This is a genomic window from Sphingobium sp. HWE2-09 (assembly GCF_035989265.1).
In the GTDB taxonomy this organism is placed as follows: domain Bacteria; phylum Pseudomonadota; class Alphaproteobacteria; order Sphingomonadales; family Sphingomonadaceae; genus Sphingobium.
This window is the reverse complement of sequence record NZ_JAYKZX010000003.1, coordinates 2,057,842-2,076,651: the sequence shown is the minus strand read 5'-3', so window position 1 is coordinate 2,076,651 and position 18,810 is coordinate 2,057,842. Positions and strand designations below refer to the sequence as shown.

General features: G+C 64.3%; 22 protein-coding genes. 16 read left to right on the top strand and 6 right to left on the bottom strand.

Annotated features, from left to right (window positions below):
- Position 1: 1 nt before the first annotated feature.
- The 6 genes from U5A89_RS15460 (at position 2) to U5A89_RS15435 (ending at position 4,345) form a co-directional block, all read left to right on the top strand.
- Entirely contained in the window at positions 2 to 193 is a 192-nt protein-coding gene (locus U5A89_RS15460) for a hypothetical protein (protein ID WP_338161955.1), read from the top strand.
- A 31-nt stretch (positions 194 to 224) separates the two neighbouring features.
- Positions 225 to 1,271, top strand: coding sequence for a heat-inducible transcriptional repressor HrcA (gene hrcA, locus U5A89_RS15455; RefSeq protein WP_338161954.1), 1,047 nt, complete (start codon positions 225 to 227; stop codon positions 1,269 to 1,271).
- The gene (grpE, locus tag U5A89_RS15450; RefSeq protein WP_338161953.1) at positions 1,268 to 1,822 is read left to right on the top strand and encodes a nucleotide exchange factor GrpE; all 555 of its coding nucleotides are present in this window, start codon (positions 1,268 to 1,270) and stop codon (positions 1,820 to 1,822) included. Before hrcA ends, grpE begins: the two co-directional genes overlap by 4 nt.
- Positions 1,823 to 1,981: 159 nt before the next feature.
- A complete protein-coding gene (locus U5A89_RS15445) occupies positions 1,982 to 3,223 on the top strand; it encodes a threonine synthase (RefSeq protein ID WP_338161952.1) in 1,242 nt (413 codons plus the stop codon).
- Positions 3,224 to 3,418: 195 nt separating this feature from the next.
- Positions 3,419 to 4,063 carry a PadR family transcriptional regulator gene (locus U5A89_RS15440; RefSeq protein ID WP_338161951.1) on the top strand — a complete coding sequence of 215 codons (645 nt, stop codon included), beginning with the start codon at positions 3,419 to 3,421 and terminating at the stop codon, positions 4,061 to 4,063.
- A 3-nt stretch (positions 4,064 to 4,066) separates the two neighbouring features.
- Complete coding sequence (locus U5A89_RS15435; protein ID WP_338161950.1) at positions 4,067 to 4,345, top strand: DUF2218 domain-containing protein; 279 nt, start codon at positions 4,067 to 4,069, stop codon at positions 4,343 to 4,345.
- A gap of 76 nt (positions 4,346 to 4,421) precedes the next feature.
- Here the strand turns inward: U5A89_RS15435 and U5A89_RS15430 are convergent, their stop codons facing one another.
- Both U5A89_RS15430 and U5A89_RS15425 read right to left on the bottom strand, forming a co-directional pair.
- Positions 4,422 to 5,552 (bottom strand): M14 family metallopeptidase, encoded by a 1,131-nt coding sequence (locus U5A89_RS15430; protein ID WP_338161949.1) that lies wholly within the window; start codon positions 5,550 to 5,552, stop codon positions 4,422 to 4,424.
- Positions 5,549 to 6,190, bottom strand: a complete 642-nt coding sequence (locus U5A89_RS15425) for a DUF4136 domain-containing protein (protein ID WP_338161948.1) — start codon at positions 6,188 to 6,190, stop codon at positions 5,549 to 5,551. The genes U5A89_RS15430 and U5A89_RS15425 overlap by 4 nt, the downstream gene beginning before the upstream one ends.
- Before the next feature lie 213 nt (positions 6,191 to 6,403).
- Between U5A89_RS15425 and ykgO the strand changes: the two genes are divergently transcribed.
- Positions 6,404 to 6,529: a type B 50S ribosomal protein L36 gene (ykgO, locus tag U5A89_RS15420; RefSeq protein WP_004210176.1), complete on the top strand. Its 126-nt coding sequence runs from the start codon at positions 6,404 to 6,406 to the stop codon at positions 6,527 to 6,529.
- Between the two features lie 208 nt (positions 6,530 to 6,737).
- Here ykgO and pyk read toward each other — a convergent pair whose 3' ends face one another.
- Positions 6,738 to 8,195 (bottom strand): pyruvate kinase, encoded by a 1,458-nt coding sequence (gene pyk / locus U5A89_RS15415; RefSeq protein ID WP_338161947.1) that lies wholly within the window; start codon positions 8,193 to 8,195, stop codon positions 6,738 to 6,740.
- A gap of 120 nt (positions 8,196 to 8,315) precedes the next feature.
- On the opposite strand from pyk, the gene U5A89_RS15410 reads away from it, so the two are divergent.
- The 5 genes from U5A89_RS15410 (at position 8,316) to ruvC (ending at position 10,781) form a co-directional block, all read left to right on the top strand.
- Positions 8,316 to 8,615 (top strand): DUF1244 domain-containing protein, encoded by a 300-nt coding sequence (locus U5A89_RS15410; RefSeq protein ID WP_338161946.1) that lies wholly within the window; start codon positions 8,316 to 8,318, stop codon positions 8,613 to 8,615.
- Between the two features lie 39 nt (positions 8,616 to 8,654).
- Complete coding sequence (locus U5A89_RS15405; protein WP_338161945.1) at positions 8,655 to 8,897, top strand: DUF2312 domain-containing protein; 243 nt, start codon at positions 8,655 to 8,657, stop codon at positions 8,895 to 8,897.
- Positions 8,898 to 8,924: 27 nt separating this feature from the next.
- Entirely contained in the window at positions 8,925 to 9,251 is a 327-nt protein-coding gene (locus tag U5A89_RS15400) for a heavy metal-binding domain-containing protein (protein WP_338161944.1), read from the top strand.
- Positions 9,252 to 9,416: 165 nt separating this feature from the next.
- Positions 9,417 to 10,160: a YebC/PmpR family DNA-binding transcriptional regulator gene (locus tag U5A89_RS15395; RefSeq protein WP_338161943.1), complete on the top strand. Its 744-nt coding sequence runs from the start codon at positions 9,417 to 9,419 to the stop codon at positions 10,158 to 10,160.
- A gap of 129 nt (positions 10,161 to 10,289) precedes the next feature.
- Positions 10,290 to 10,781 carry a crossover junction endodeoxyribonuclease RuvC gene (gene ruvC / locus U5A89_RS15390; protein WP_338161942.1) on the top strand — a complete coding sequence of 164 codons (492 nt, stop codon included), beginning with the start codon at positions 10,290 to 10,292 and terminating at the stop codon, positions 10,779 to 10,781.
- An 85-nt stretch (positions 10,782 to 10,866) separates the two neighbouring features.
- Here ruvC and U5A89_RS15385 read toward each other — a convergent pair whose 3' ends face one another.
- The 3 genes from U5A89_RS15385 to U5A89_RS15375 all read right to left on the bottom strand — a co-directional run bounded on the left by U5A89_RS15385 (position 10,867) and on the right by U5A89_RS15375 (position 14,154).
- Complete coding sequence (locus U5A89_RS15385) at positions 10,867 to 11,583, bottom strand: dienelactone hydrolase family protein (RefSeq protein ID WP_338161941.1); 717 nt, start codon at positions 11,581 to 11,583, stop codon at positions 10,867 to 10,869.
- Positions 11,584 to 11,604: 21 nt separating this feature from the next.
- A complete protein-coding gene (locus U5A89_RS15380) occupies positions 11,605 to 12,600 on the bottom strand; it encodes a 50S ribosomal protein L11 methyltransferase (RefSeq protein WP_338161940.1) in 996 nt (331 codons plus the stop codon).
- A gap of 219 nt (positions 12,601 to 12,819) precedes the next feature.
- On the bottom strand, positions 12,820 to 14,154 hold the full coding sequence (locus U5A89_RS15375) for a methyl-accepting chemotaxis protein (protein WP_338161939.1): 1,335 nt from the start codon (positions 14,152 to 14,154) through the stop codon (positions 12,820 to 12,822).
- A 198-nt stretch (positions 14,155 to 14,352) separates the two neighbouring features.
- Between U5A89_RS15375 and sdhC the strand changes: the two genes are divergently transcribed.
- The 4 genes from sdhC (at position 14,353) to guaB (ending at position 18,734) form a co-directional block, all read left to right on the top strand.
- Entirely contained in the window at positions 14,353 to 14,748 is a 396-nt protein-coding gene (gene sdhC / locus U5A89_RS15370; protein ID WP_338161938.1) for a succinate dehydrogenase, cytochrome b556 subunit, read from the top strand.
- The gene (sdhD, locus tag U5A89_RS15365) at positions 14,748 to 15,140 is read left to right on the top strand and encodes a succinate dehydrogenase, hydrophobic membrane anchor protein (RefSeq protein ID WP_338161937.1); all 393 of its coding nucleotides are present in this window, start codon (positions 14,748 to 14,750) and stop codon (positions 15,138 to 15,140) included. The genes sdhC and sdhD overlap by 1 nt, the downstream gene beginning before the upstream one ends.
- Entirely contained in the window at positions 15,137 to 16,939 is a 1,803-nt protein-coding gene (gene sdhA / locus U5A89_RS15360; RefSeq protein ID WP_338161936.1) for a succinate dehydrogenase flavoprotein subunit, read from the top strand. The genes sdhD and sdhA overlap by 4 nt, the downstream gene beginning before the upstream one ends.
- Positions 16,940 to 17,276: 337 nt before the next feature.
- The gene (guaB, locus tag U5A89_RS15355; protein ID WP_338161935.1) at positions 17,277 to 18,734 is read left to right on the top strand and encodes an IMP dehydrogenase; all 1,458 of its coding nucleotides are present in this window, start codon (positions 17,277 to 17,279) and stop codon (positions 18,732 to 18,734) included.
- Positions 18,735 to 18,810 lie beyond the last annotated feature (76 nt).

Genomic DNA, 18,810 nt, shown 5'->3' with positions numbered 1-18,810 from the left:
GATGCGCGTTCTTTTGCAGATTGTGGGCGTGCTTCTCCTGCTGATGGGGCTGCTTTGGGTCGGGCAGGGGGCAGGCTTGATCCACTGGCCGGAGTCCAGTTTCATGCTGGACCAGAGGCCGTGGATTTGGCGCGGCGCGTTGCTGGCCGTGGTCGGCATCGCACTGATCCTTGTGGCGCGGCGCAAACGTTGAGCCTGGCCGCGATCCATCCTACATCATGGTCATGACGCTGACGACGCCGATTTCCGAACTGAACGATCGCGCGCGCGATGTCTTTCGCCTGGTGGTGGAAAATTACCTGGGCACCGGGCTGCCGGTGGGATCGCGCACGATCAGCAAACTGGCGACATTGAGCCTGTCGCCCGCCTCGATCCGCAACGTCATGCAGGATCTGGAGGAGTTGGGGCTGCTCGCCGCGCCGCATACCTCCGCCGGGCGGATGCCGACCGAAACGGGGCTGCGCCTGTTTGTGGACGGGATGATGCAGGCGGCCGAACCATCGGCGGAGGAACGGCGGGCGATCGAGGCGGGGCTGGCCGAAAGCGGGCCGATCGAGGAAGCGCTGTCCGCCGCCACCGCTGCGCTGTCGGGCCTGTCGGCCTGCGCGGGGATCGTCATGGTGCCACGGCGCGAGCCGGTGCTGCGGCAATTCGGCTTCGTACCCTTGAACGATCGACAGGCGCTGGCCGTGCTGGTGGGGCAGGACGGATCGGTGGAAAACCGCGTGCTCGACCTGCCGCCCGCCGTCACGCCCTCGATGCTGAATGAGGCCGCCAATTTCATGTCCGCGCGTTTTGCGGGCATGACGTTGCGCCAGGCAGGCGACTTTCTGAGCCGCGAGATGGAGACGGAGCGTCTGGCGCTGGACAGCGCAGCGCGCGAACTGGTGGAACGGGGCATTGCCATCTGGTCCCACGATGCCGACGATCGGCCGGTGCTGATCGTGCGGGGGCAGGCGCATCTGATCGACGATGGCACGGCGGCCGACCTGGAACGGGTGCGGCAATTGCTGGAGCATCTGGAAGGCAAGCAGGAAATTTCCCGCCTGCTGGAAAGCGCATTGGCGGGCAGCGCGACCAAAATCTTCATCGGTTCGGAGAACAAGCTCTTTTCCCTGTCGGGTTCTTCCGTCATAGCCGCCCCCTACCGTGGCGCGGACGGCCGGGTCGTCGGCGTGGTCGGGGTGATCGGCCCCACGCGCTTGAACTATGCGCGGGTCATCCCCATGGTGGATTTCACTGCCCAGACGCTATCGAGATTGATGAGATGAGCGAAGACAAACAGAATATCGAAAATACCGAAGTCGTGGACGTGCTGCCCGAGGATGTCGCGCCTGCCGCCGACGCCACGGCCGACAAGGTCGCCGCGCTGGAGGCGGAACTCGCCACCGCCAAGCAAGACATTCTCTACGCCCATGCCGACACGCAGAATGTGCGCCGACGGCTGGAAAAGGAATTGGCCGACGCGCGCGCCTATGCGTCGACCGCTTTTGCGCGCGACATATTGTCGGTCGCCGACAATCTCAGCCGGGCGCTGGCCGCGATTCCCGCCGAGTTGCGGGAGGATGAGAAGTTCAAGGGGCTGGTCGTCGGCCTGGAAGCCACCGGCCGCGAACTGGAGGCGGTGTTCGGTCGCAACGGCATCAGCAAGCTGGAGTCGGTCGGCCAGCCGCTCGACCCCAACAAGCATCAGGCGGTGATGGAAATCCCGTCCGCCGACGCCGAACCGGGCACGATCCTGGTGGAAATGCAGGCGGGCTATATGATCAAGGATCGCCTGCTACGCCCCGCCATGGTCAGCGTGGCGAAGAAGGCGGAGTGAATAATCCTCCCCTGTAAGGGGAGGGGGGACCGTTCGCGTAGCGAATGGTGGAGGAGTATCACCCTATCGATAGGGCGATACCCCTCCGTCTGGCCTTCGGCCATCCACCGCCCCTTTCCAGGGGCGGATCAAATCGGCGGCTCTGTCCGTTCGAGCCACATGATCCACGACCTTAACCTCACCACCGATCGCCCGACCTTTGTCACCCATCTCGAATGTTCGCTGACCGGCGAGCGTTACGCGGCGGATGAACTTCACGGACTGTCAGCGGCGGGGAAGCCGTTGCTGGTGCGCTATGATCTGGACGGCGTACGTGCGACGCTGACCAAAGACGCGCTGGCACAGCGGCCGATGGACCTGTGGCGCTGGCGCGAATTGCTGCCGGTGCGGCACACCCGCAATATCGTGAGCCTGGGCGAAAATGCGACGCCGCTCATCCCGTTGCCGCGCACCGCCGCGCGGCTCGGCGGGGCGCATTTGCTCGTCAAGGATGAGGGGCGGTTGCCGACCGCGTCCTTCAAGGCGCGCGGCCTGGTCATGGCGGTGTCGATGGCCAAGGAACTGGGCGTGACCCAGGTCGCGATGCCGACAAACGGCAATGCGGGCACGGCGCTGGCCGCCTATGCCGCCGTCGCGGGTATGGAGGCGATCATCTTCTGCCCCGACGATACACCCGAAATCAACGTGCGCGAGATCGCGGCGCAGGGCGCGCGGGTCTATCGCGTCAACGGCCTGATCGACGATTGCGGGGCGATCGTGGGGGAGGGGGCAAAGCAGCGCGGCTGGTTCGACTTCTCGACCCTCAAAGAGCCTTACCGGATCGAGGGCAAGAAGACGATGGGGCTGGAACTGGCCGAGCAGTTGGACTGGGAATTGCCCGACGCGATTTTCTATCCCACCGGCGGCGGCACCGGCCTGATCGGCATGTGGAAGGCGTTCGATGAACTGGAGAAGATCGGCTTCATCGGATCGAAGCGCCCCAAGATGTTTGCGGTGCAGGCCGAAGGCTGCGCGCCGATGGTTCGTGCCTTCGAGCAGGGCGTCGAGTTCGCCGAACGCTGGGAGGGCGCGCGCACCATCGCCATGGGCATCCGCGTGCCCCGCGCGGTGGGCGACTTCCTGATCCTGCGCGCGGTGCGGGAGAGCGGCGGCGCGGCGCTGGCGGTGTCGGACGAAGCGATAAGCGCGGCGGTGCGCGATGTCGCGCGCGACGACGGGTTGCTGCTGTGCCCAGAGGGCGGGGCCACGCTGGCCGCTTATCAACGGGCGCTGGATGAAGGGCTAATCGCGCGTGACGAGCGCGCTGTGCTGTTCAATTGCGCCAGCGGTCTTAAATATCCGCTGGAGGATCAGAGCCGCGCGCTGGACCGCCACGCGCCGATCGATTTTGCCGCCCTGTAGCGCGTCGTGTGTCCGCGAAGACGGGAATGCAGTCCTGCCGTATCAACTGGGTTCCCGCCTTCGCGGGAACACGTGGTTGGAGGATAGCCACCGACCGGTTTAGTGGGAAAAATACAATTAAGATCTATCGTAAATCTTGACGCGACAAGTTTTTAAGATATATCTCAATGCATCATGACATATATGAAAAACTCAATGATGCGTAATGCACACCCCTTCCACGGTCGCCATGGCGGCCATCATCACCATGATTCCCATCATGGACATCGCCGTTTCGGTTCGCCCGGCGGTTTTGGTTCTGACGGCTTGGGCCGAGGCGATCCCTTTGGCGAGGACGGTCCGCGCGGCGGTGGTCGCGGCGGGCGCGGCGGCGGCGGTCGGCGGCGGTTGTTCGACAACGACACGCTGCGGCTGATCCTGCTCAAGCTGATCGCCGACGAACCGCGCCACGGCTATGAATTGATCCGTGCGATCGAGGCGCTGTCGGGCGAGGCCTATGCGCCCAGCCCTGGCGTCGTCTATCCGACGCTGACTTTGTTGTCGGAAATGGACCTGATCGTGGAAGAACCCAGCGAGGGCAGCCGCAAGCGCTTCGCCATCACCGATGCCGGAACGGCGCAGATCGCCGAGCGGCAGGCTGCCCTCGACCTCGCGCTCGCGCGGTTGGCGTCGCTGGCGCAGAAGGCCGAGCGCGTCGATAGCGGGCCGGTCCGCCGCGCCATGCACAATCTGCGCTTCGCGGTGCAGCAGCGACTTGAAAAGGAGGGTGCAGATAACCAGACCCTGTTCGACATCGCCGCGCTGATCGATGAAGCCGTCAACAAGATCGAAAGGCTGTAACCCATGACCCTGACCGCAACTGTGCCGACCACCAACGGCAGCCGTTATCTGCAACAGCTTTGCAAACATTGGAGCCACAAGTTTGAGGTGCAATTCGACGCCGAGAAGGGGGAGATCGCCTTCCCCATGGGAACGATCCGCATGGCGGCGGAGCCGGAGGCATTGGTGGTCGTGCTGGAGCCGAACGCTGACGCGGATGTCGAGACGTTCAAGAAGGTGGTGGCAGATCATCTCGACCGCTTCGCGTTCCGAGAAGCGCCGCTGCCGTTTGATTGGCAATAGCCTCGTGTTCCCGCGGCGGCGGGAACCCAGTCCGCCGTATCAACTGGGTTCCCGCCTTCGCGGGAACACATAAGACCTAAATATCTCCGATCATCTCCGCCAGCACGGCCAGGCAATCCTTGCCCAACTGCATCGACCGGGCCGGGGACCAGCCGAAATCGGCATCGGGCAGGTCGTCATTATCCTTGAACGGCATTTCCAGCGTCATCGCCACCGCGCCGAAGCGTTCGGCCAGCTGGTTGGTGGACATGGACAGGTTAGCCTTGCCCACGCCCGCAACCGGATAGCCCAAGCGCGTCTGGAAATCGGGCGTCCGCGCGGCCAGCGTGTCGCGATAGCGGTGATAGAGCGTGACCTGCCGATCGGTGATCGACGGGATGCCTTCAAAGCCAGCGATGAAGACGGCGGCGATGGCTTCGTCGCCATGGACGTCCATGGCGAAATCGACGCCCGTCGCGTCCATCGCATCGCGGACCATCAGCACTTCGGGGCTGCGTTCGGCCGTCGGCTCATGCCATTCCCGGTTCAGGTTCACGCCGACTGCATTGGTGCGCAGGTGGCCGCGACGGCTGCCGTCCGGGTTCATGTTCGGCACCAGATGGATCGTCGCTTTTTGCCGCAGCAGGCGGGCGACCGCGTCCTCTTCGTCGCACAGCCGTTCCAGCGCGCCTTCCATCCACCATTCCGCCATCGTTTCGCCCGGATGCTGGCGGGCGTAGAGCCACACTTGCTTGGGGCCATCGCCGATCGTCAGCAGGTCCATCGGCTGGCCGTCCAGCGTCAGTCCTAGTTCGCGATGCACGACGCCCGGCTGGCTGGCGGCCCAGGCGATCAGGTCGTGGTGCCGTTCCATCGAATAGGGCGCGAAATAGGCGATCCAGACGGCGCCGCTGTCGGGCGTCAGGCGGATGGTCAGCGTGCCGTCGGCATAGCTGGTGTCGGCCAGATACCAGTTTTCGCGATCCTCGCTGACCCGCGCGCTATAGCCGGTCCAGCCGCCCGGATAGGCCGACTGCCCGCAATTGACGATCGCCAGTTCCACCTCGCGCCCCGCCGCGTTGGCGAGCCGGAAATGGAACCATTGATAGAAGTCGCTCTGATGATCGGTGACGATCTCCAGTTCCGCGCGGACGCCCGTTAGGGTGTCGGTGATGGACAGGACGCGGATATTGCCGCTGTCGAAGCCGCTTGAGATGCTGATGGTCATTTGACCATTATAGTGCGCCCCGATTCACCGGGATAGCCCCCGATCAAGGCGGCGGCGAGTTTCTGCGCGGCGGTGGCGGGTTGCGACTCGGGCTTCCCCTGCCTTGCCTCGGTGGAGGCGCGCCCTTCCCAGATCGCGGTCGAATTGGACCGGCGGCGCAATTGCACATGCAGTTCGGTCGTCACGATATCCTTGGGCTTGCCCGACAGGTTGATGCCCACGCCCAGGCCCAGCCCGCCGAAGGTGCCGCCCCGGCGACCGCCGCCACTGCCGATGCCGCCGCCCACGCCGACGCTGACCGGCCGGTCGCTGCTGCGATCGACGCCGGTCGGGCGGAAGGTGCGGCTGAAACTGACCAGCGCGACATAGTCGCTCGACGCGGCCGTGGGACCATCGCCCGTAGGGGTGAATCCGACGCGCTGCAATTCCTGCGACACGGCGTTGGCATAGGTGCGAAATTCCAGGCTGATGTCCGGATTGCCGGGCATTTCTTCGACCGCGAGCGTGCCGGACCGAGCCGGAGCGCCCATATGGAATCGCGTGACTTCCACGCGCGGGGCCGCTGATGCGGTCATGCCGAGGGGCAGGGCGGCAAAGGGCAGGGCGATGGCGGCAAGGAGCAAGAGGCGCTTCGACATGGGTTCAACTCCAACGGGTTTGCCGACGGCGCGGCACCCTAAAGACGATATGGGGCATATAATTCCCCCCTCAACGCGTGAAGCCACGAAGTTGCTGCATGAAGGATGAACGGCGGCAAAAGAGCGCCTGCCGCCCTTGACTTTGGGCTGCCCGACCCATAGGGGCTGCGCTTCGAAATTCGACCACATCAGATTCATCAAGGGCCGTCTGCCATGAAGATCCGCAACTCGCTCAAGTCGCTCAAGGGCCGTCACCGGGACAACCGTGTGATCCGCCGTCGCGGCCGCACCTATGTCATCAACAAGACCAACCGTCGCTTCAAGGCTCGCCAGGGCTAAAAGGCTACGCGTCGCCCCTGCTTAGGGGGCGACGGGTTTTCGTGACACTGCGGCAAGCGCCTGATCAAAGACGATCGGGCGCTTTTCCGCGTTTTGTAGGGCGGCATGGGCCATATTGTGCCCCGGCGAAAGCCGGGGTCCAGAGTTCTCTGGCGCAGCCTGTGCGACTCTGGACCCCGGCTTTCGCCGGGGCACAGGTCTGTTGCACTTACCCCTCGTCGCGGCCTTTCAACTCGTCGCCGCGAATCGCGGTGACGTGCAGCACGTTGGTCGATCCCGGCGTGCCGAAGGGGACACCGGCCAGCACCACGATCTTGCCACCCTTTTCGGCCATGTCGTGGCGCAGCGCCATGCGACGCGCCTTGCCGATCATCTCCTCGAACGTCCCGATATCTTTGGTACGGATGGCGTGGACGCCCCAGGTCAGGCCCAGCTTGCGTGCCGTGTCCGATCGCGGGGTCAGCGCCAGGATCGGCGCGTTGGGCCGTTCGCGCGCCACGCGGCGCACGGTGCTGCCCGACAGGGTGAAGCATGTGATGACGCTGGCGCCGACGATGCCCACGATATTACCGGCCGCTTCGGCCAGCGCGTCGGCCGTGGTCGGGTCCGGCTTCGTCTCGGTATAATGAAGCCGCCCGAAATAGCCCGGATCGCGCTCGACGCTGTGCGCGATGCTGTCCATCATCGTCACCGCCTCGACCGGCCAGTCGCCCGCCGCGGTTTCCGCTGACAGCATGATCGCGTCCGCGCCGTCATAGACCGCCGTCGCCACGTCCGACACTTCGGCGCGGGTGGGCGAGGGCGATTTGATCATCGATTCGAGCATCTGGGTCGCGACCACCACCGGGCGGCCCATGCGGCGCGCGGTGGCGACGATCTGCTTTTGCAGCGGCGGCACTGATTGCGGCGGCAGTTCCACGCCTAGGTCGCCACGCGCGACCATGACACCGTCGGCCAGTTCGATAATCTCCTCCAGCCGCTGCACGGCGGACGGCTTTTCGATCTTCGCCATCAGCGATCCATAGCCGCCCATCAGCTTGCGCGCTTCGGCCAGATCCTCGGGCCGCTGTACGAAGCTCAAAGCGATCCAGTCGCAGCCCTGTTGCATCGCAAAGCTGAGGTCGCGGCGATCCTTGTCGGTCAGCGCGGGCACCGGCACGACCACGTCGGGCACGTTCACGCCCTTGCGGTTGGACAGGGTGCCGCCGACCTCCACGATCGTCTCGATCCGGTCCGCGGTGATGGCCTTCACCCGCAGCACCATCTTGCCGTCGTCCAGCAACAGCCGGGTTTCGGGCACCAGCGCGGCGTAGATTTCCGGGTGGGGCAGGTTCACGCGGCGCGCGTTGCCTGGCGTTTCGTCGCGGTCCAGGGTGAAAGCCATGCCGCGTTCCAATAGCGCCAGCCCCTTTTCGAAGGTGCCGACGCGCAGCTTTGGGCCTTGCAGATCGCCCAGGATCGTGGTTGGCCGCTGAAATTCCTTTTCCAGCGCGCGGATGATGGCGATGCGCGCGGCATGATCCTCATGCGCGCCATGGCTCATATTGATGCGGAAGGCGTCGGCCCCGGCGACGAACAGCGCCCGGATCATGTCGGGCGTATCGCTCGCGGGGCCAAGGGTCGCCAAGATGCGGACCTTGCGCGAACGGGGCGGTAATTTCGTCATGTCTTCTCCTGACCGTCTGATCGCTGCTCGCCTGCCGCGTGGGGCTTGCCAGTGCGTCGTTATGGGTTATCCGTGCTGCACGACAGGATGATGTAGATCAGCGAAAGGTTTCTCCCACCGATGACGGACAGCATAGTCACAGATGCCGTGGCCGCAACCGCCTTCCGCCGCCTGGTCGCGCATTTGCAGCATCGCACCGACGTCCAGAATATCGACCTGATGGGTCTGGCGGGCTTTTGCCGCAACTGCCTGGCCGACTGGATCGCGGAGGCGGACGGGGAGATGACGCGCGATCAGGCGCGCGAAATCATCCACGGCATGCCGTTTGCCGAGTGGAAAGAGCGGCATCAGGGCGACGCGACGCCGGAGCAGTTGGCGCGGATGAAAGAGAGTGTGGCGAAGAACGCCGACAATCACTAGGACGCCCTCCAACCGATTCACAGTTTGGAGACAAGACCCATGAGCGAACCCAACGTCGCCGCCGACCAGCTACGCCTTTTCATCGAGCGCATCGAGCGGCTGGAAGAGGAAAAGAAGGGCATCGGCGACGATATCAAGGACGTCTACCTGGAGGCCAAGTCAAACGGCTATGACGGCAAGATCATGCGCCAGATCGTCCGCCTGCGCAAAATGCAGCCGCACGACCGGCAGGAAATGGAAGCCATCCTCCAGACCTATCTCGCCGCGCTGGGAATGGAATAACCCTCGGTAATTCAGGAGAAGCGCCCCATGTCTGATGTCATCGTCAGCACCACCAGCCGCTTGGAAGGGCGGCCTGCGAAGGAGTATCTGGGCATCGTCACCGGCGAGGTGATCGTGGGCGCCAACCTGTTTCGCGACCTGTTCGCCAGCGTCCGCGATATCGTGGGCGGGCGATCGGGCGCTTATGAGGATGTGCTGCAGCGCGCCCGCGAACAGGCGATCGGCGAAATGCGCACGCGCGCGGCGGCGCTGGGCGCCAATGCGGTAGTGGGCGTCGATCTCGACTATGAAGTCATCGGGTCCAACGGGTCGATGCTGATGGTGTCGGCGTCGGGCACCGCAATCCTCGTCTAAAGCGATTTCCAATCAGATGAAATCATCTGATGACTCGGAAATCGCGTAAACCTGTAACTTGGAGCGGTGATCCGATGCAATCGGATCCCCGCTCTGAGTTGCGCGAACGGGCGCTGCTCGCTAGAGAGCGCCCTTCGCTTTCACAGAAATATTGGGGAGAAGGCCGTGGCCGGCCATTCCAAATTCAAGAACATCATGCATCGCAAGGGCGCACAGGACAAGAAGCGTTCCTCGATGTTCTCCAAGCTTAGCCGCGAAATCACCGTCGCAGCCAAGATGGGCATGCCCGATCCGGACATGAACCCGCGCCTGCGCCTGGCGGTCAACGCTGCCAAGGCGCAGTCCATGCCCAAGGACAATATCCAGCGTGCGATCGACAAGGCGAACGCGGCGGGCGGCGAGAATTATGAGGAAGTACGCTATGAGGGCTATGGCCCCGGCGGCATCGCCATCATCGTCGAAGCGCTGACCGACAATCGCAACCGCACCGCGACCAATGTGCGCACTGCTTTCTCCAAGAATGGCGGCAATCTGGGCGCTTCGGGCGCGGTCAGCCATGGTTTCGATCGGGTGGGCCTGATCACCTATCCCGCCGCAGCCGGGGACGCCGACGCGATCTTCGAAGCGGCGCTGGAAGCGGGCGCGGAGGACGTGTCGTCCAACGAGGACGAGCATGAAATCTGGACCGCGATGGACGCGCTCCATGAAGTCGCCAAGGCGCTGGAAGCCAAGATTGGCGCCGCCGACAGCGCGAAGCTCGCCTGGAAGCCGCAGACGACCATGGAAGTCGACGAATCCAACGCCGCCACGCTGTTGAAGCTGGTCGATACGCTGGAAGACGATGACGACGTCCAGACCGTCTGGGGCAATTACGAAGTGTCCGACGACGTGATGGAGAAACTGGGTTGATCTCCAATCCCTCTCCCCGTGGGGGAGAGGGTTGCGCAGCCTTGGCGGCTCTACCCCCTCTCCAAGCGCGGCTAGCCGACAGGTCGGCAAGCCTTGCTATCCTCTCCCCGGCGGGGAGAGGATAAGCGCATGATTCTCCTGGGCCTCGACCCCGGCCTTGGCACGACCGGCTGGGGGCTGATCGCCGCCGATGGCAATCGGCTGACCCATATCGCCAATGGCCAGATCAAGACCGATAGCGCCATGGCGTTGTCGACGCGGTTGCTGGCGCTCGATCTGGCGTTGACCGACCTTATCCTCGAACATCGGCCCGATGGCGCGGCGGTGGAGGAGGTGTTCGTCAATGTGAACCCGCAATCGACGCTGAAACTGGGGCAGGCGCGCGGCGTGATCCTGCTCAATGCGGCGCGATCGGGCATGGAGGTCGGCGAATATGCCGCGCGCCTCGTCAAGAAATCGGTGGTTGGCGTAGGCAATGCGTCGAAGGATCAGGTCCATGCCATGGTGTCGCGGCTGCTGCCCGGCGCGAAGATCGTCGGGCCGGATGCGTCGGATGCGCTGGCGGTCGCGATCACCCATGCGCACCATCTGGCGAGCGCGCGGCGCATCCCGACGCGGTGAGACAATCCTACTCTCCGTTCGTTTCGAGCGAGGTCGAGTAACGCTCCCGCACAAGTTTCTCGACTTCGCTCGAACGAGCGGAAGATTAATTGAACAGTTCCGCCAGGAAATCCACCATCGCGCGGAAGCTGCGGCGATCGGCGCTGGGGCTATAGGCCAATCCCTTTTCCGGCATGTTGACGGCTTCGTCGGTGAAGGCGTGACCGGTCCCGCCATAGGCGTGGATCTGCCAGTCGCAGCCCGCATTCGTCAGTTCGCGCGCCAGGCCGACGGTCGCTTCCGGCGGTGCGATGGGGTCGTCCCAGCCATGGCACACCAGCAGCTTTGCGGTGATTGCGGCATTGGGGAAAGGCGGCACGTCATAAACGCCATGGAAGCTGACGCCGCCGGCAATGTCCGCGCCGGAACGGGCGAGATCCAGCACGCATTTGCCGCCGAAGCAGAAGCCGATCGCCGCGGTGCGCGTCGCATCGACTTGCGCCAGCCCCTTGAGCACGTCATGCACGCCGTTCACCCGCTCCCGCAATAAGGCGCGGTCGGCGTTCAGCGCGTTCATGTAACGCCCGGCATCGCTATCGGCCCGGCTGGTGCGCTTGCCCTGTCCATAGACGTCGGCGACCAGCACCGCATAGCCCAGCGCCGCGACCTTTTCCGCATAAGCAAAGTCGGCTTCCTTGGTGCCCAGCACATTGGGGAAGAGCAGCACGCCCGGTAATGGGCCAGCCGTGTCATCGAACACGGCGACATGCTCGAAGGGTGAGCCGGCCATATTCTGAACGATGACGGTGCGGGTGATGCTCATGGTCGATACCTTCGCTAAGGGTCAAATGCTGCCGAAACCGGGCGCTTCGCCGCGCGCGGCGGGATTGATGCGCTTGGGCCGTTTCCAGCCGATGCTCGGCCGCTTGCGCAGGCGCAGGGTCGGCCAATCGCCCCGGTCGCTGCGTTCGGCCAGCCGCATCCCCTGCGCCCGATAGGCGGCGATCACTGCGTCGGCTTGCGTGTTCAGCAACCCGGCGAGCACGATCGTGCCGCCATCCTCGACCAGCGCGCATAAGGAGGGCGCCAGCTCGATCAACGGTCCGGCCAGGATGTTGGCGATCAGCAGGTCATAGGGCGCGCGCCCGACCAACGCGGGATGATTGCCGCCCGCCGCCGTCACCAGCGCCAGCCGACCCGGTCCGTCGCCCAGCGCGATGCCGTTGGCGCGCGCATTGTCGGCACTGATCTCCACCGCCACGGCGTCGATGTCCGATGCGATGGCGCGGGCGCGGGGCCACAGATTTAGCGCGGCGAAGGCGAGTAGGCCGGTGCCGGTGCCTATATCGGCGACATGGGCAAAGCGCATCCCCACCCGGCGCATCCGGTCGAGCATGGCGAGGCAGCCCGCCGTCGTTTCATGCTGCCCGGTGCCAAAGGCGCGACCCGCTTCGATCAGCAGATTGACGTGGCCGGGCAATTCAGGGTCGCTAGCGATATTGCGGACATGGAAGCGCCCGGCGGTCACCGGCTCCAGCCCCTGCTGGCTCAGCGTCACCCAATCCTCGTCGGGCAGCGCCTCGACCAGCGGCTTGACCCGCGCGGCGCTGGGCACCAGCGTCTTGAGCAGCTTGATCGCGGCCGGGCTGGGTTTCCCTTCGAAATAGGCGTCGAGTTGCCAGGCATCTTCGTCATCCGGCGTCGCCTCGCTGGTCATCAGCACCGGCGGATGTTCCATCAGCGTGAAGGCCGCGATGTCCCCGTCCAGCGCTTCGGCTTCGGCGCGGGTGCAGGGCAGGGTGACTTTCCAGCTTTGCACTGGCGTGGCGACATCGTTCATCCCGCCGCCTTTAGCCGAGGCGGCGGGGGAGGGGAAGCGGGATGGGATTGTGGGCGGAGGTGTATTTCCGCCATTCGAAATTTCGTCACCCCGGCCTTGAGCCGGGGTCCGGCTGTTCTTCAAGCCACTGAGTAAAGGATGAAATGAAGAAGCGGGATCCCGGGTCAAGCCCGGGATGACGTTATGATCCGATTTGACTTCGGCTCTAAAATTCGCCGCTCAGGCCACCTGCCGCCCAAAATCCGACGACGCGTTGCGCAGGCTGGCGAGCTTGCCTTCGACGCTTACGAAGCCGCGTTCCAGCTGGTCGATTTCCGATGCGACGACTTCGGTATCCTGGCGGATCGCGGAGATGGTGGTGGACATCGAATCGGCGGCCAGGGCGGTTTCGTCGACGGCGGCGGTGATCATGGTGACGGTCTGCGCCTGCGCGTCCATGGCGTGGCGGATGCGTTCGGCGCTCGCCTTCACTTCGCCTACCGTGTCGCGGATCCGTTCGTTGGTTTCGACCGACTGCCGGGTCGATGCCTGGATATCGGCGATCTTGTTGGCGATTTCGTCGGTGGCGCGCGCGGTCTGGTTGGCCAGGCTCTTCACTTCCTGCGCGACGACGGCAAAGCCGCGGCCCGCATCGCCCGCGCGCGCGGCTTCGATCGTGGCGTTGAGGGCTAGCAGGTTGGTCTGCCCGGCAATGTCGCGGATCAGGCCCAGGATCGATTCGATCGACTTGGCATGGTCGGACAGGGTGGAAGACATGGAGACGGCGTCGCTCGACTGGGCGGAGGCGCGCTGCGCGACTTCGGCGGCGCTTTCCACTTCGGTGCGGGCATCCTCGATCGCGCGGATCAGGCCGGCCGACGTGCGGGCGGCTTCGCGCATGGCGAGGGCGGATTGTTCGGCGGCGGCGGCGACTTCGGATGCCTTGCCCAACATGCCGCGCGTGGCGGCGGAGGCGTCCTTGGCCTGTTCGCGCAGCGATTCGCCCAATTTGGACGCGCCGTCGATTTCGCCGACGATCCGCTGTTCGAACAATGTGCCATAACGCTGCCGTTCGGCGCGCTGCGCTTCGGCCTGGTCGGTCGCCAGGACGTTGCTCATGAAGCCGGAGTCGGTCATCGCGATCTGCAACATCATGCGCAGCAGGCGGCGGCACCGCGCCTCGTCCGCGTGGCAGCGTTCCCAGATCAGGTCGGTGATGCGTTCGTTGGCGGCGGCGACGGCGTTCAGCACCGATCGCACCGATACGTCATGCTTGCGGGCATGGCGCACGCAATCGGCGGCCGATCGCGCCCAGCGCCCTTCGGCGAAATGCAGCAGCTTTTCCCGCGCATAATTGTCGGCTTCGCGTTCGATTCGCGCGATGATGGCGCCCCCCAGCCGCTCCTTCAGTCCGGTTTCGCGCATATAGCTCGCGAAAAATGCAGCGCCGACGCTGTTCAGTTCATCGCCGATCAGGTCGCCGACTTCGCGCGCGGCGCGGGCCAACTCTCCGGTAGGATCGACTTCCGCCAGATAGTCCGGCGTGGCGGTGGCGGCAGGAAGGCTGGACGGCATGCGGGGACGGCCCTTGCTGGTGACATAATCGGTTCGGGGTCCACCTTTAGCGTGCGTTGGTTAATCACTTCTTATGCCTGACACCCCGGCCTGTCCAAAAGGGCATCGGCAATCTCCCGCGCTCCGCTTCTTGCCCTCTTGGCGTATCGCTCTTAAGGGGGGCGGACTTAGGGACATGTATCAGGGACTAGGGTAGACATGGCGCGATCCAACAGCCGGCCGCTCTCGCCGCATTTGACGATCTGGAAATGGGGACCGGCGATGGCCGTTTCCATCATGCATCGCGTGACGGGCAATGGCCTGGCGACCGCCGGTGCGCTTGGCCTCATCTGGTGGTTGATGGCCGCCGCGACCGGGCCGGAGGCCTATGCGACCTTCGTCAAGTGCGCGACGTCGCCATTTGGCTATCTGGTCATGATCGGCCTGAGCTGGTTCTTCTTCCAGCATCTCTTTTCGGGCCTGCGGCATTTCGTGCTCGACATGGGCGCGGGGTACGAGCTGAACAACAACAAGACATGGTCGATCGCGACGTTCGTCGCGTCGCTGCTGGTCACCGGCCTTGTCTGGCTCTTCATCTTCGGAAAGGCCTTCTGATGGGCAACGGTACTGGTATCGGCCGCGTCCGTGGCCTGGGTTCGGCGCGTCACGGCGCGCATCACTGGCTGGCGCAGCGTTACACCGCCGTCGGCAACCTGCTGCTGACGCTGTGGCTGCTGTTCAGCCTGCTCAGCCTGCCGGGTCTCGACTATGAAAGCGTCGTCAACTGGATCGCCAATCCGCTGGTCGCCGTGCCGTTGATGCTGATGATCGTCAGCATCTTCTGGCACCTGCGCCTCGGCATGCAGGTGATGCTGGAGGATTATGTCCATGACAAGGGTCTGGCCTTCTTCTCCATGCTGGTGCTCAATTTCTATGCCTTTGGCGGCGCGGCCGCGGGCGTCTTCGCGATCGCCAAGATCGCCTTCATTGGGGTCGTCAAGCCATGACCGAAGCCTATAAGATCATCGACCACACCTACGACACGGTCGTCGTGGGCGCGGGCGGCTCAGGCCTGCGCGCGACCATGGGCAGTGCCGAAGCGGGCCTCAAGACCGCCTGCATCACCAAATTGTTCCCTACCCGGTCGCACACCGTCGCGGCGCAGGGCGGCATCGCCGCGTCGCTGGGCAACAACTCGCCCGATCACTGGACCTGGCACATGTACGACACCGTCAAGGGGTCCGACTGGCTGGGCGATCAGGACGCGATCGAATATATGGTGCGTGAAGCGCCTGCGGCCGTGATCGAGCTGGAACATGCCGGCGTGCCGTTCAGTCGGAACGAGGATGGGACGATCTACCAGCGCCCCTTCGGCGGCCATATGCAGAATATGGGTGCCGGCCCGCCGGTGCAGCGCACCTGCGCGGCGGCGGATCGGACCGGCCACGCCATGCTGCACGCGCTCTATCAGCAGTCGCTGAAATATGACGCGGACTTCTATATCGAATATTTCGCCATCGACCTGATCATGGAAAATGGCGAATGCCGAGGTGTGATCGCCATCTGCATGGAAGACGGATCGATCCATCGCTTCCGCAGCCATGCGGTCGTGCTGGCGACGGGCGGCTATGGCCGCGCCTATTTCTCCGCCACCTCGGCGCATAGCTGCACCGGCGATGGCGGCGGCATGGTGCTGCGCGCAGGGCTTCCGCTCCAGGATCTGGAGTTCGTGCAGTTCCACCCGACCGGCATCTACGGCGCGGGCGTGCTCATCACCGAAGGCGCGCGTGGCGAGGGCGGCTACCTCACCAATTCCGAAGGCGAGCGTTTCATGGAACGCTATGCGCCGTCGGCCAAGGATCTGGCGTCGCGCGACGTCGTATCCCGCTCGATGGCGATGGAAATGCGCGAAGGGCGCGGCGTGGGCGAGCATAAGGATCATATCTTCCTGCACCTCGACCATATCGATCCCAAGGTGCTGGCCGAACGCCTGCCCGGCATCACCGAAAGCGGCAAGATTTTCGCGGGCGTGGACCTGACCCGCCAGCCGCTGCCGGTGACGCCGACCGTCCATTATAATATGGGCGGCATCCCCTGTAACTATCACGGCCAGGTCGTGACGAAGGTCGGCGACGATCCCGAAGTTATCGTGAAAGGCCTGTTCGCGGTGGGCGAAGCGGCCTGCGTGTCGGTCCATGGCGCCAACCGCCTCGGCTCCAACAGCCTGATCGACCTTGTCGTGTTCGGCCGCGCCACCGGCCTGTTCCTGAAGGACAACCTCAAGCCCAACGCGCCGCACAAGGCGCTGCCGGCCGATGCGGCGGACCTGGCGCTGTCGCGTCTCGACCATTATCGCAATGCCAAGGGCAGCACGCCGACGGCGGACATCCGCCTCGACATGCAGCGCACCATGCAGAAGCACGCCGCCGTGTTCCGCGACAGCGCGCTGCTGTCCGAAGGCGTCACGCAGATGCAGGCGGTCAACAAGCGGCTCCAGGACGTCAAGGTTTCGGACCGCTCGCTGATCTGGAACACGGACCTGATCGAGACGCTGGAACTCGACAATCTGATGTGCCAGGCTATCTGCACGATGGAAGGCGCCGAAGCGCGCAAGGAATTGCGCGGCGCCCATGCGCATGAGGATTTTCCGAACCGCGACGACGAAAACTGGATGAAGCACACCATCAGCTGGTTCGAAGGCTGGGGCGGTTCGGGCGGCAAGGTGACGCTCGATTATCGCCCGGTCCACGACTATACGATGACCGACGAAGCCGAATATGTGAAGCCCAAGGCGCGCGTTTACTAACGCCGCTTCCACGGCTGAACATCTTGGAGGGGGCGAGCCGAAAGGCTGGCCCCCTTTTCGAATTCCAGACGGGGATGGCGGAAAGCAGCCAGTCTGGTCATCCGCCATCGATATTCTCGGTGAAGACTTATTCGTCCCTCGCCGGCATGACAGAGGACAAACAAATATCTCCGTTTCACCTCTGACGGGCACGCGACCGGCTTTGTTTCCTCTCAGCTTCGCCACATAATAAAATCCCCCAAGGGGTCTGGCCGCGCGGGCATGAAGTGGTTACATGGGCCGCCACAAATCCCCCTCGGACCCGCGCCCGGTCCGGCAGCAGAAAGTGGCATTTTCCATGGAAATCCGTCTCGGCCTCACCTTTGACGACGTGCTGTTGCAGCCCGGCGAATCCGATGTGCTGCCCAGCCAGGCGGATACGTCCACCTTCGTCACGCGTGAGATCAAGCTGAACATCCCGATCCTGTCGTCTGCGATGGACACGGTGACCGAAGCGGACATGGCGATCGTCATGGCGCAGCTGGGCGGCATCGGCGTGTTGCACCGGAACATGACCGTCGAGGAGCAGGCCGACGCCGTGCGGGCGGTCAAGCGGTTCGAGAGCGGCATGGTGGTCAACCCGATCACGATCCTGCCCACCGCGACGCTGGCCGATGCGCAGATGCTGATGCAGCGGCACAAGATCAGCGGGATTCCGGTGGTGGAGTCAAGCGGCAAGCTGGTCGGCATATTGACGCACCGCGACACGCGCTTTGCCGAGAACCCCAAGCAGCCGGTCAGCGAACTGATGACCAAGGATAACCTCGCCACCGTCAAGGTCGGCGTGGGGCAGGAAGAGGCGCAGCGTTTGCTGCACCAGCGCCGGATTGAAAAGCTGCTGGTGGTCGATGATGGCTATCATTGCGTCGGTCTGATCACAGTCAAGGATATCGAGAAGGCGGTCACCTATCCGCAGGCGACCAAGGACGGCACCGGCCGCCTGCGCGTCGCCGCCGCGACCACGGTGGGCGACAAGGGACTGGAGCGCAGCCGCGCGCTGATCGATGCGGAATGCGACCTGATCGTCATCGACACGGCGCATGGGCATAGCAAGCAGGTGTCGGCGGCCGTGGAAGCGGTGAAGAAGCTGTCCAACCATGTGCAGGTGGTCGCGGGCAATGTCGCCACCGCCGAAGCGACCAAGGCGCTGATCGGCGCGGGCGCGGATTGCGTGAAAGTGGGCATCGGGCCGGGATCGATCTGCACCACCCGCGTCGTCGCGGGCGTGGGCGTGCCGCAATTGACTGCGGTGATGGATTCGGCCGAGGAAGCCGCCAAGCAGGGCGTGCCGGTGATCGCCGATGGCGGGCTGCGCACGTCAGGTGACCTGGCCAAGGCGCTCGCGGCTGGCGCGGGTTGCGTCATGGTCGGATCGCTGCTGGCCGGGACCGCCGAAGCGCCGGGCGAGACGTTCCTGTATCAGGGGCGCGCGTACAAGAGCTATCGCGGCATGGGCAGCGTCGGCGCGATGGCGCGCGGGTCGGCCGATCGTTATTTCCAGGCGGATATCAAGGACCAGATGAAGCTGGTGCCCGAAGGGATCGAAGGCCAGGTGCCATTCAAGGGACCAGCCAAGGATGTCATCCACCAGCTGGTCGGCGGCGTGAAGGCGGCGATGGGCTATACTGGCAGTGCCACAATCAAGGATTTGCAGGAACGCGCGCGCTTCGTGCAGATCACCAATGCGGGGCTTTCGGAAAGCCATGTGCATGATGTGACGATCACGCGGGAAGCGCCCAATTATCCGACGCGTTAAATCCTCCCCGGCACGGGGAGGGGGACCGCTGGCGAAGCCAGTGGTGGAGGGGGAGCGCCGCCGGGTGCTGCCTATC

Excerpts from the sequence above, each read along its gene's own strand:
- pyk (WP_338161947.1), bottom strand. The coding sequence starts at position 8,195 with ATGACGAAATTACCGCCCCGTTCGCGCAAGGTCCGCATCTTGGCGACC.
- U5A89_RS15405 (WP_338161945.1), top strand. The coding sequence starts at position 8,655 with ATGAGCGAACCCAACGTCGCCGCCGACCAGCTACGCCTTTTCATCGAG.
- U5A89_RS15410 (WP_338161946.1), top strand. The coding sequence starts at position 8,316 with ATGACGGACAGCATAGTCACAGATGCCGTGGCCGCAACCGCCTTCCGC.
- grpE (WP_338161953.1), top strand. The coding sequence starts at position 1,268 with ATGAGCGAAGACAAACAGAATATCGAAAATACCGAAGTCGTGGACGTG.
- U5A89_RS15380 (WP_338161940.1), bottom strand. The coding sequence starts at position 12,600 with ATGAACGATGTCGCCACGCCAGTGCAAAGCTGGAAAGTCACCCTGCCC.
- U5A89_RS15385 (WP_338161941.1), bottom strand. The coding sequence starts at position 11,583 with ATGAGCATCACCCGCACCGTCATCGTTCAGAATATGGCCGGCTCACCC.
- sdhD (WP_338161937.1), top strand. The coding sequence starts at position 14,748 with ATGGGCAACGGTACTGGTATCGGCCGCGTCCGTGGCCTGGGTTCGGCG.
- U5A89_RS15400 (WP_338161944.1), top strand. The coding sequence starts at position 8,925 with ATGTCTGATGTCATCGTCAGCACCACCAGCCGCTTGGAAGGGCGGCCT.
- U5A89_RS15375 (WP_338161939.1), bottom strand. The coding sequence starts at position 14,154 with ATGCCGTCCAGCCTTCCTGCCGCCACCGCCACGCCGGACTATCTGGCG.
- ykgO (WP_004210176.1), top strand. The coding sequence starts at position 6,404 with ATGAAGATCCGCAACTCGCTCAAGTCGCTCAAGGGCCGTCACCGGGAC.
- ruvC (WP_338161942.1), top strand. The coding sequence starts at position 10,290 with ATGATTCTCCTGGGCCTCGACCCCGGCCTTGGCACGACCGGCTGGGGG.
- hrcA (WP_338161954.1), top strand. The coding sequence starts at position 225 with ATGACGCTGACGACGCCGATTTCCGAACTGAACGATCGCGCGCGCGAT.
- U5A89_RS15425 (WP_338161948.1), bottom strand. The coding sequence starts at position 6,190 with ATGTCGAAGCGCCTCTTGCTCCTTGCCGCCATCGCCCTGCCCTTTGCC.
- U5A89_RS15440 (WP_338161951.1), top strand. The coding sequence starts at position 3,419 with ATGATGCGTAATGCACACCCCTTCCACGGTCGCCATGGCGGCCATCAT.
- U5A89_RS15460 (WP_338161955.1), top strand. The coding sequence starts at position 2 with ATGCGCGTTCTTTTGCAGATTGTGGGCGTGCTTCTCCTGCTGATGGGG.
- sdhC (WP_338161938.1), top strand. The coding sequence starts at position 14,353 with ATGGCGCGATCCAACAGCCGGCCGCTCTCGCCGCATTTGACGATCTGG.
- guaB (WP_338161935.1), top strand. The coding sequence starts at position 17,277 with ATGGAAATCCGTCTCGGCCTCACCTTTGACGACGTGCTGTTGCAGCCC.
- U5A89_RS15435 (WP_338161950.1), top strand. The coding sequence starts at position 4,067 with ATGACCCTGACCGCAACTGTGCCGACCACCAACGGCAGCCGTTATCTG.
- sdhA (WP_338161936.1), top strand. The coding sequence starts at position 15,137 with ATGACCGAAGCCTATAAGATCATCGACCACACCTACGACACGGTCGTC.
- U5A89_RS15445 (WP_338161952.1), top strand. The coding sequence starts at position 1,982 with ATGATCCACGACCTTAACCTCACCACCGATCGCCCGACCTTTGTCACC.
- U5A89_RS15430 (WP_338161949.1), bottom strand. The coding sequence starts at position 5,552 with ATGACCATCAGCATCTCAAGCGGCTTCGACAGCGGCAATATCCGCGTC.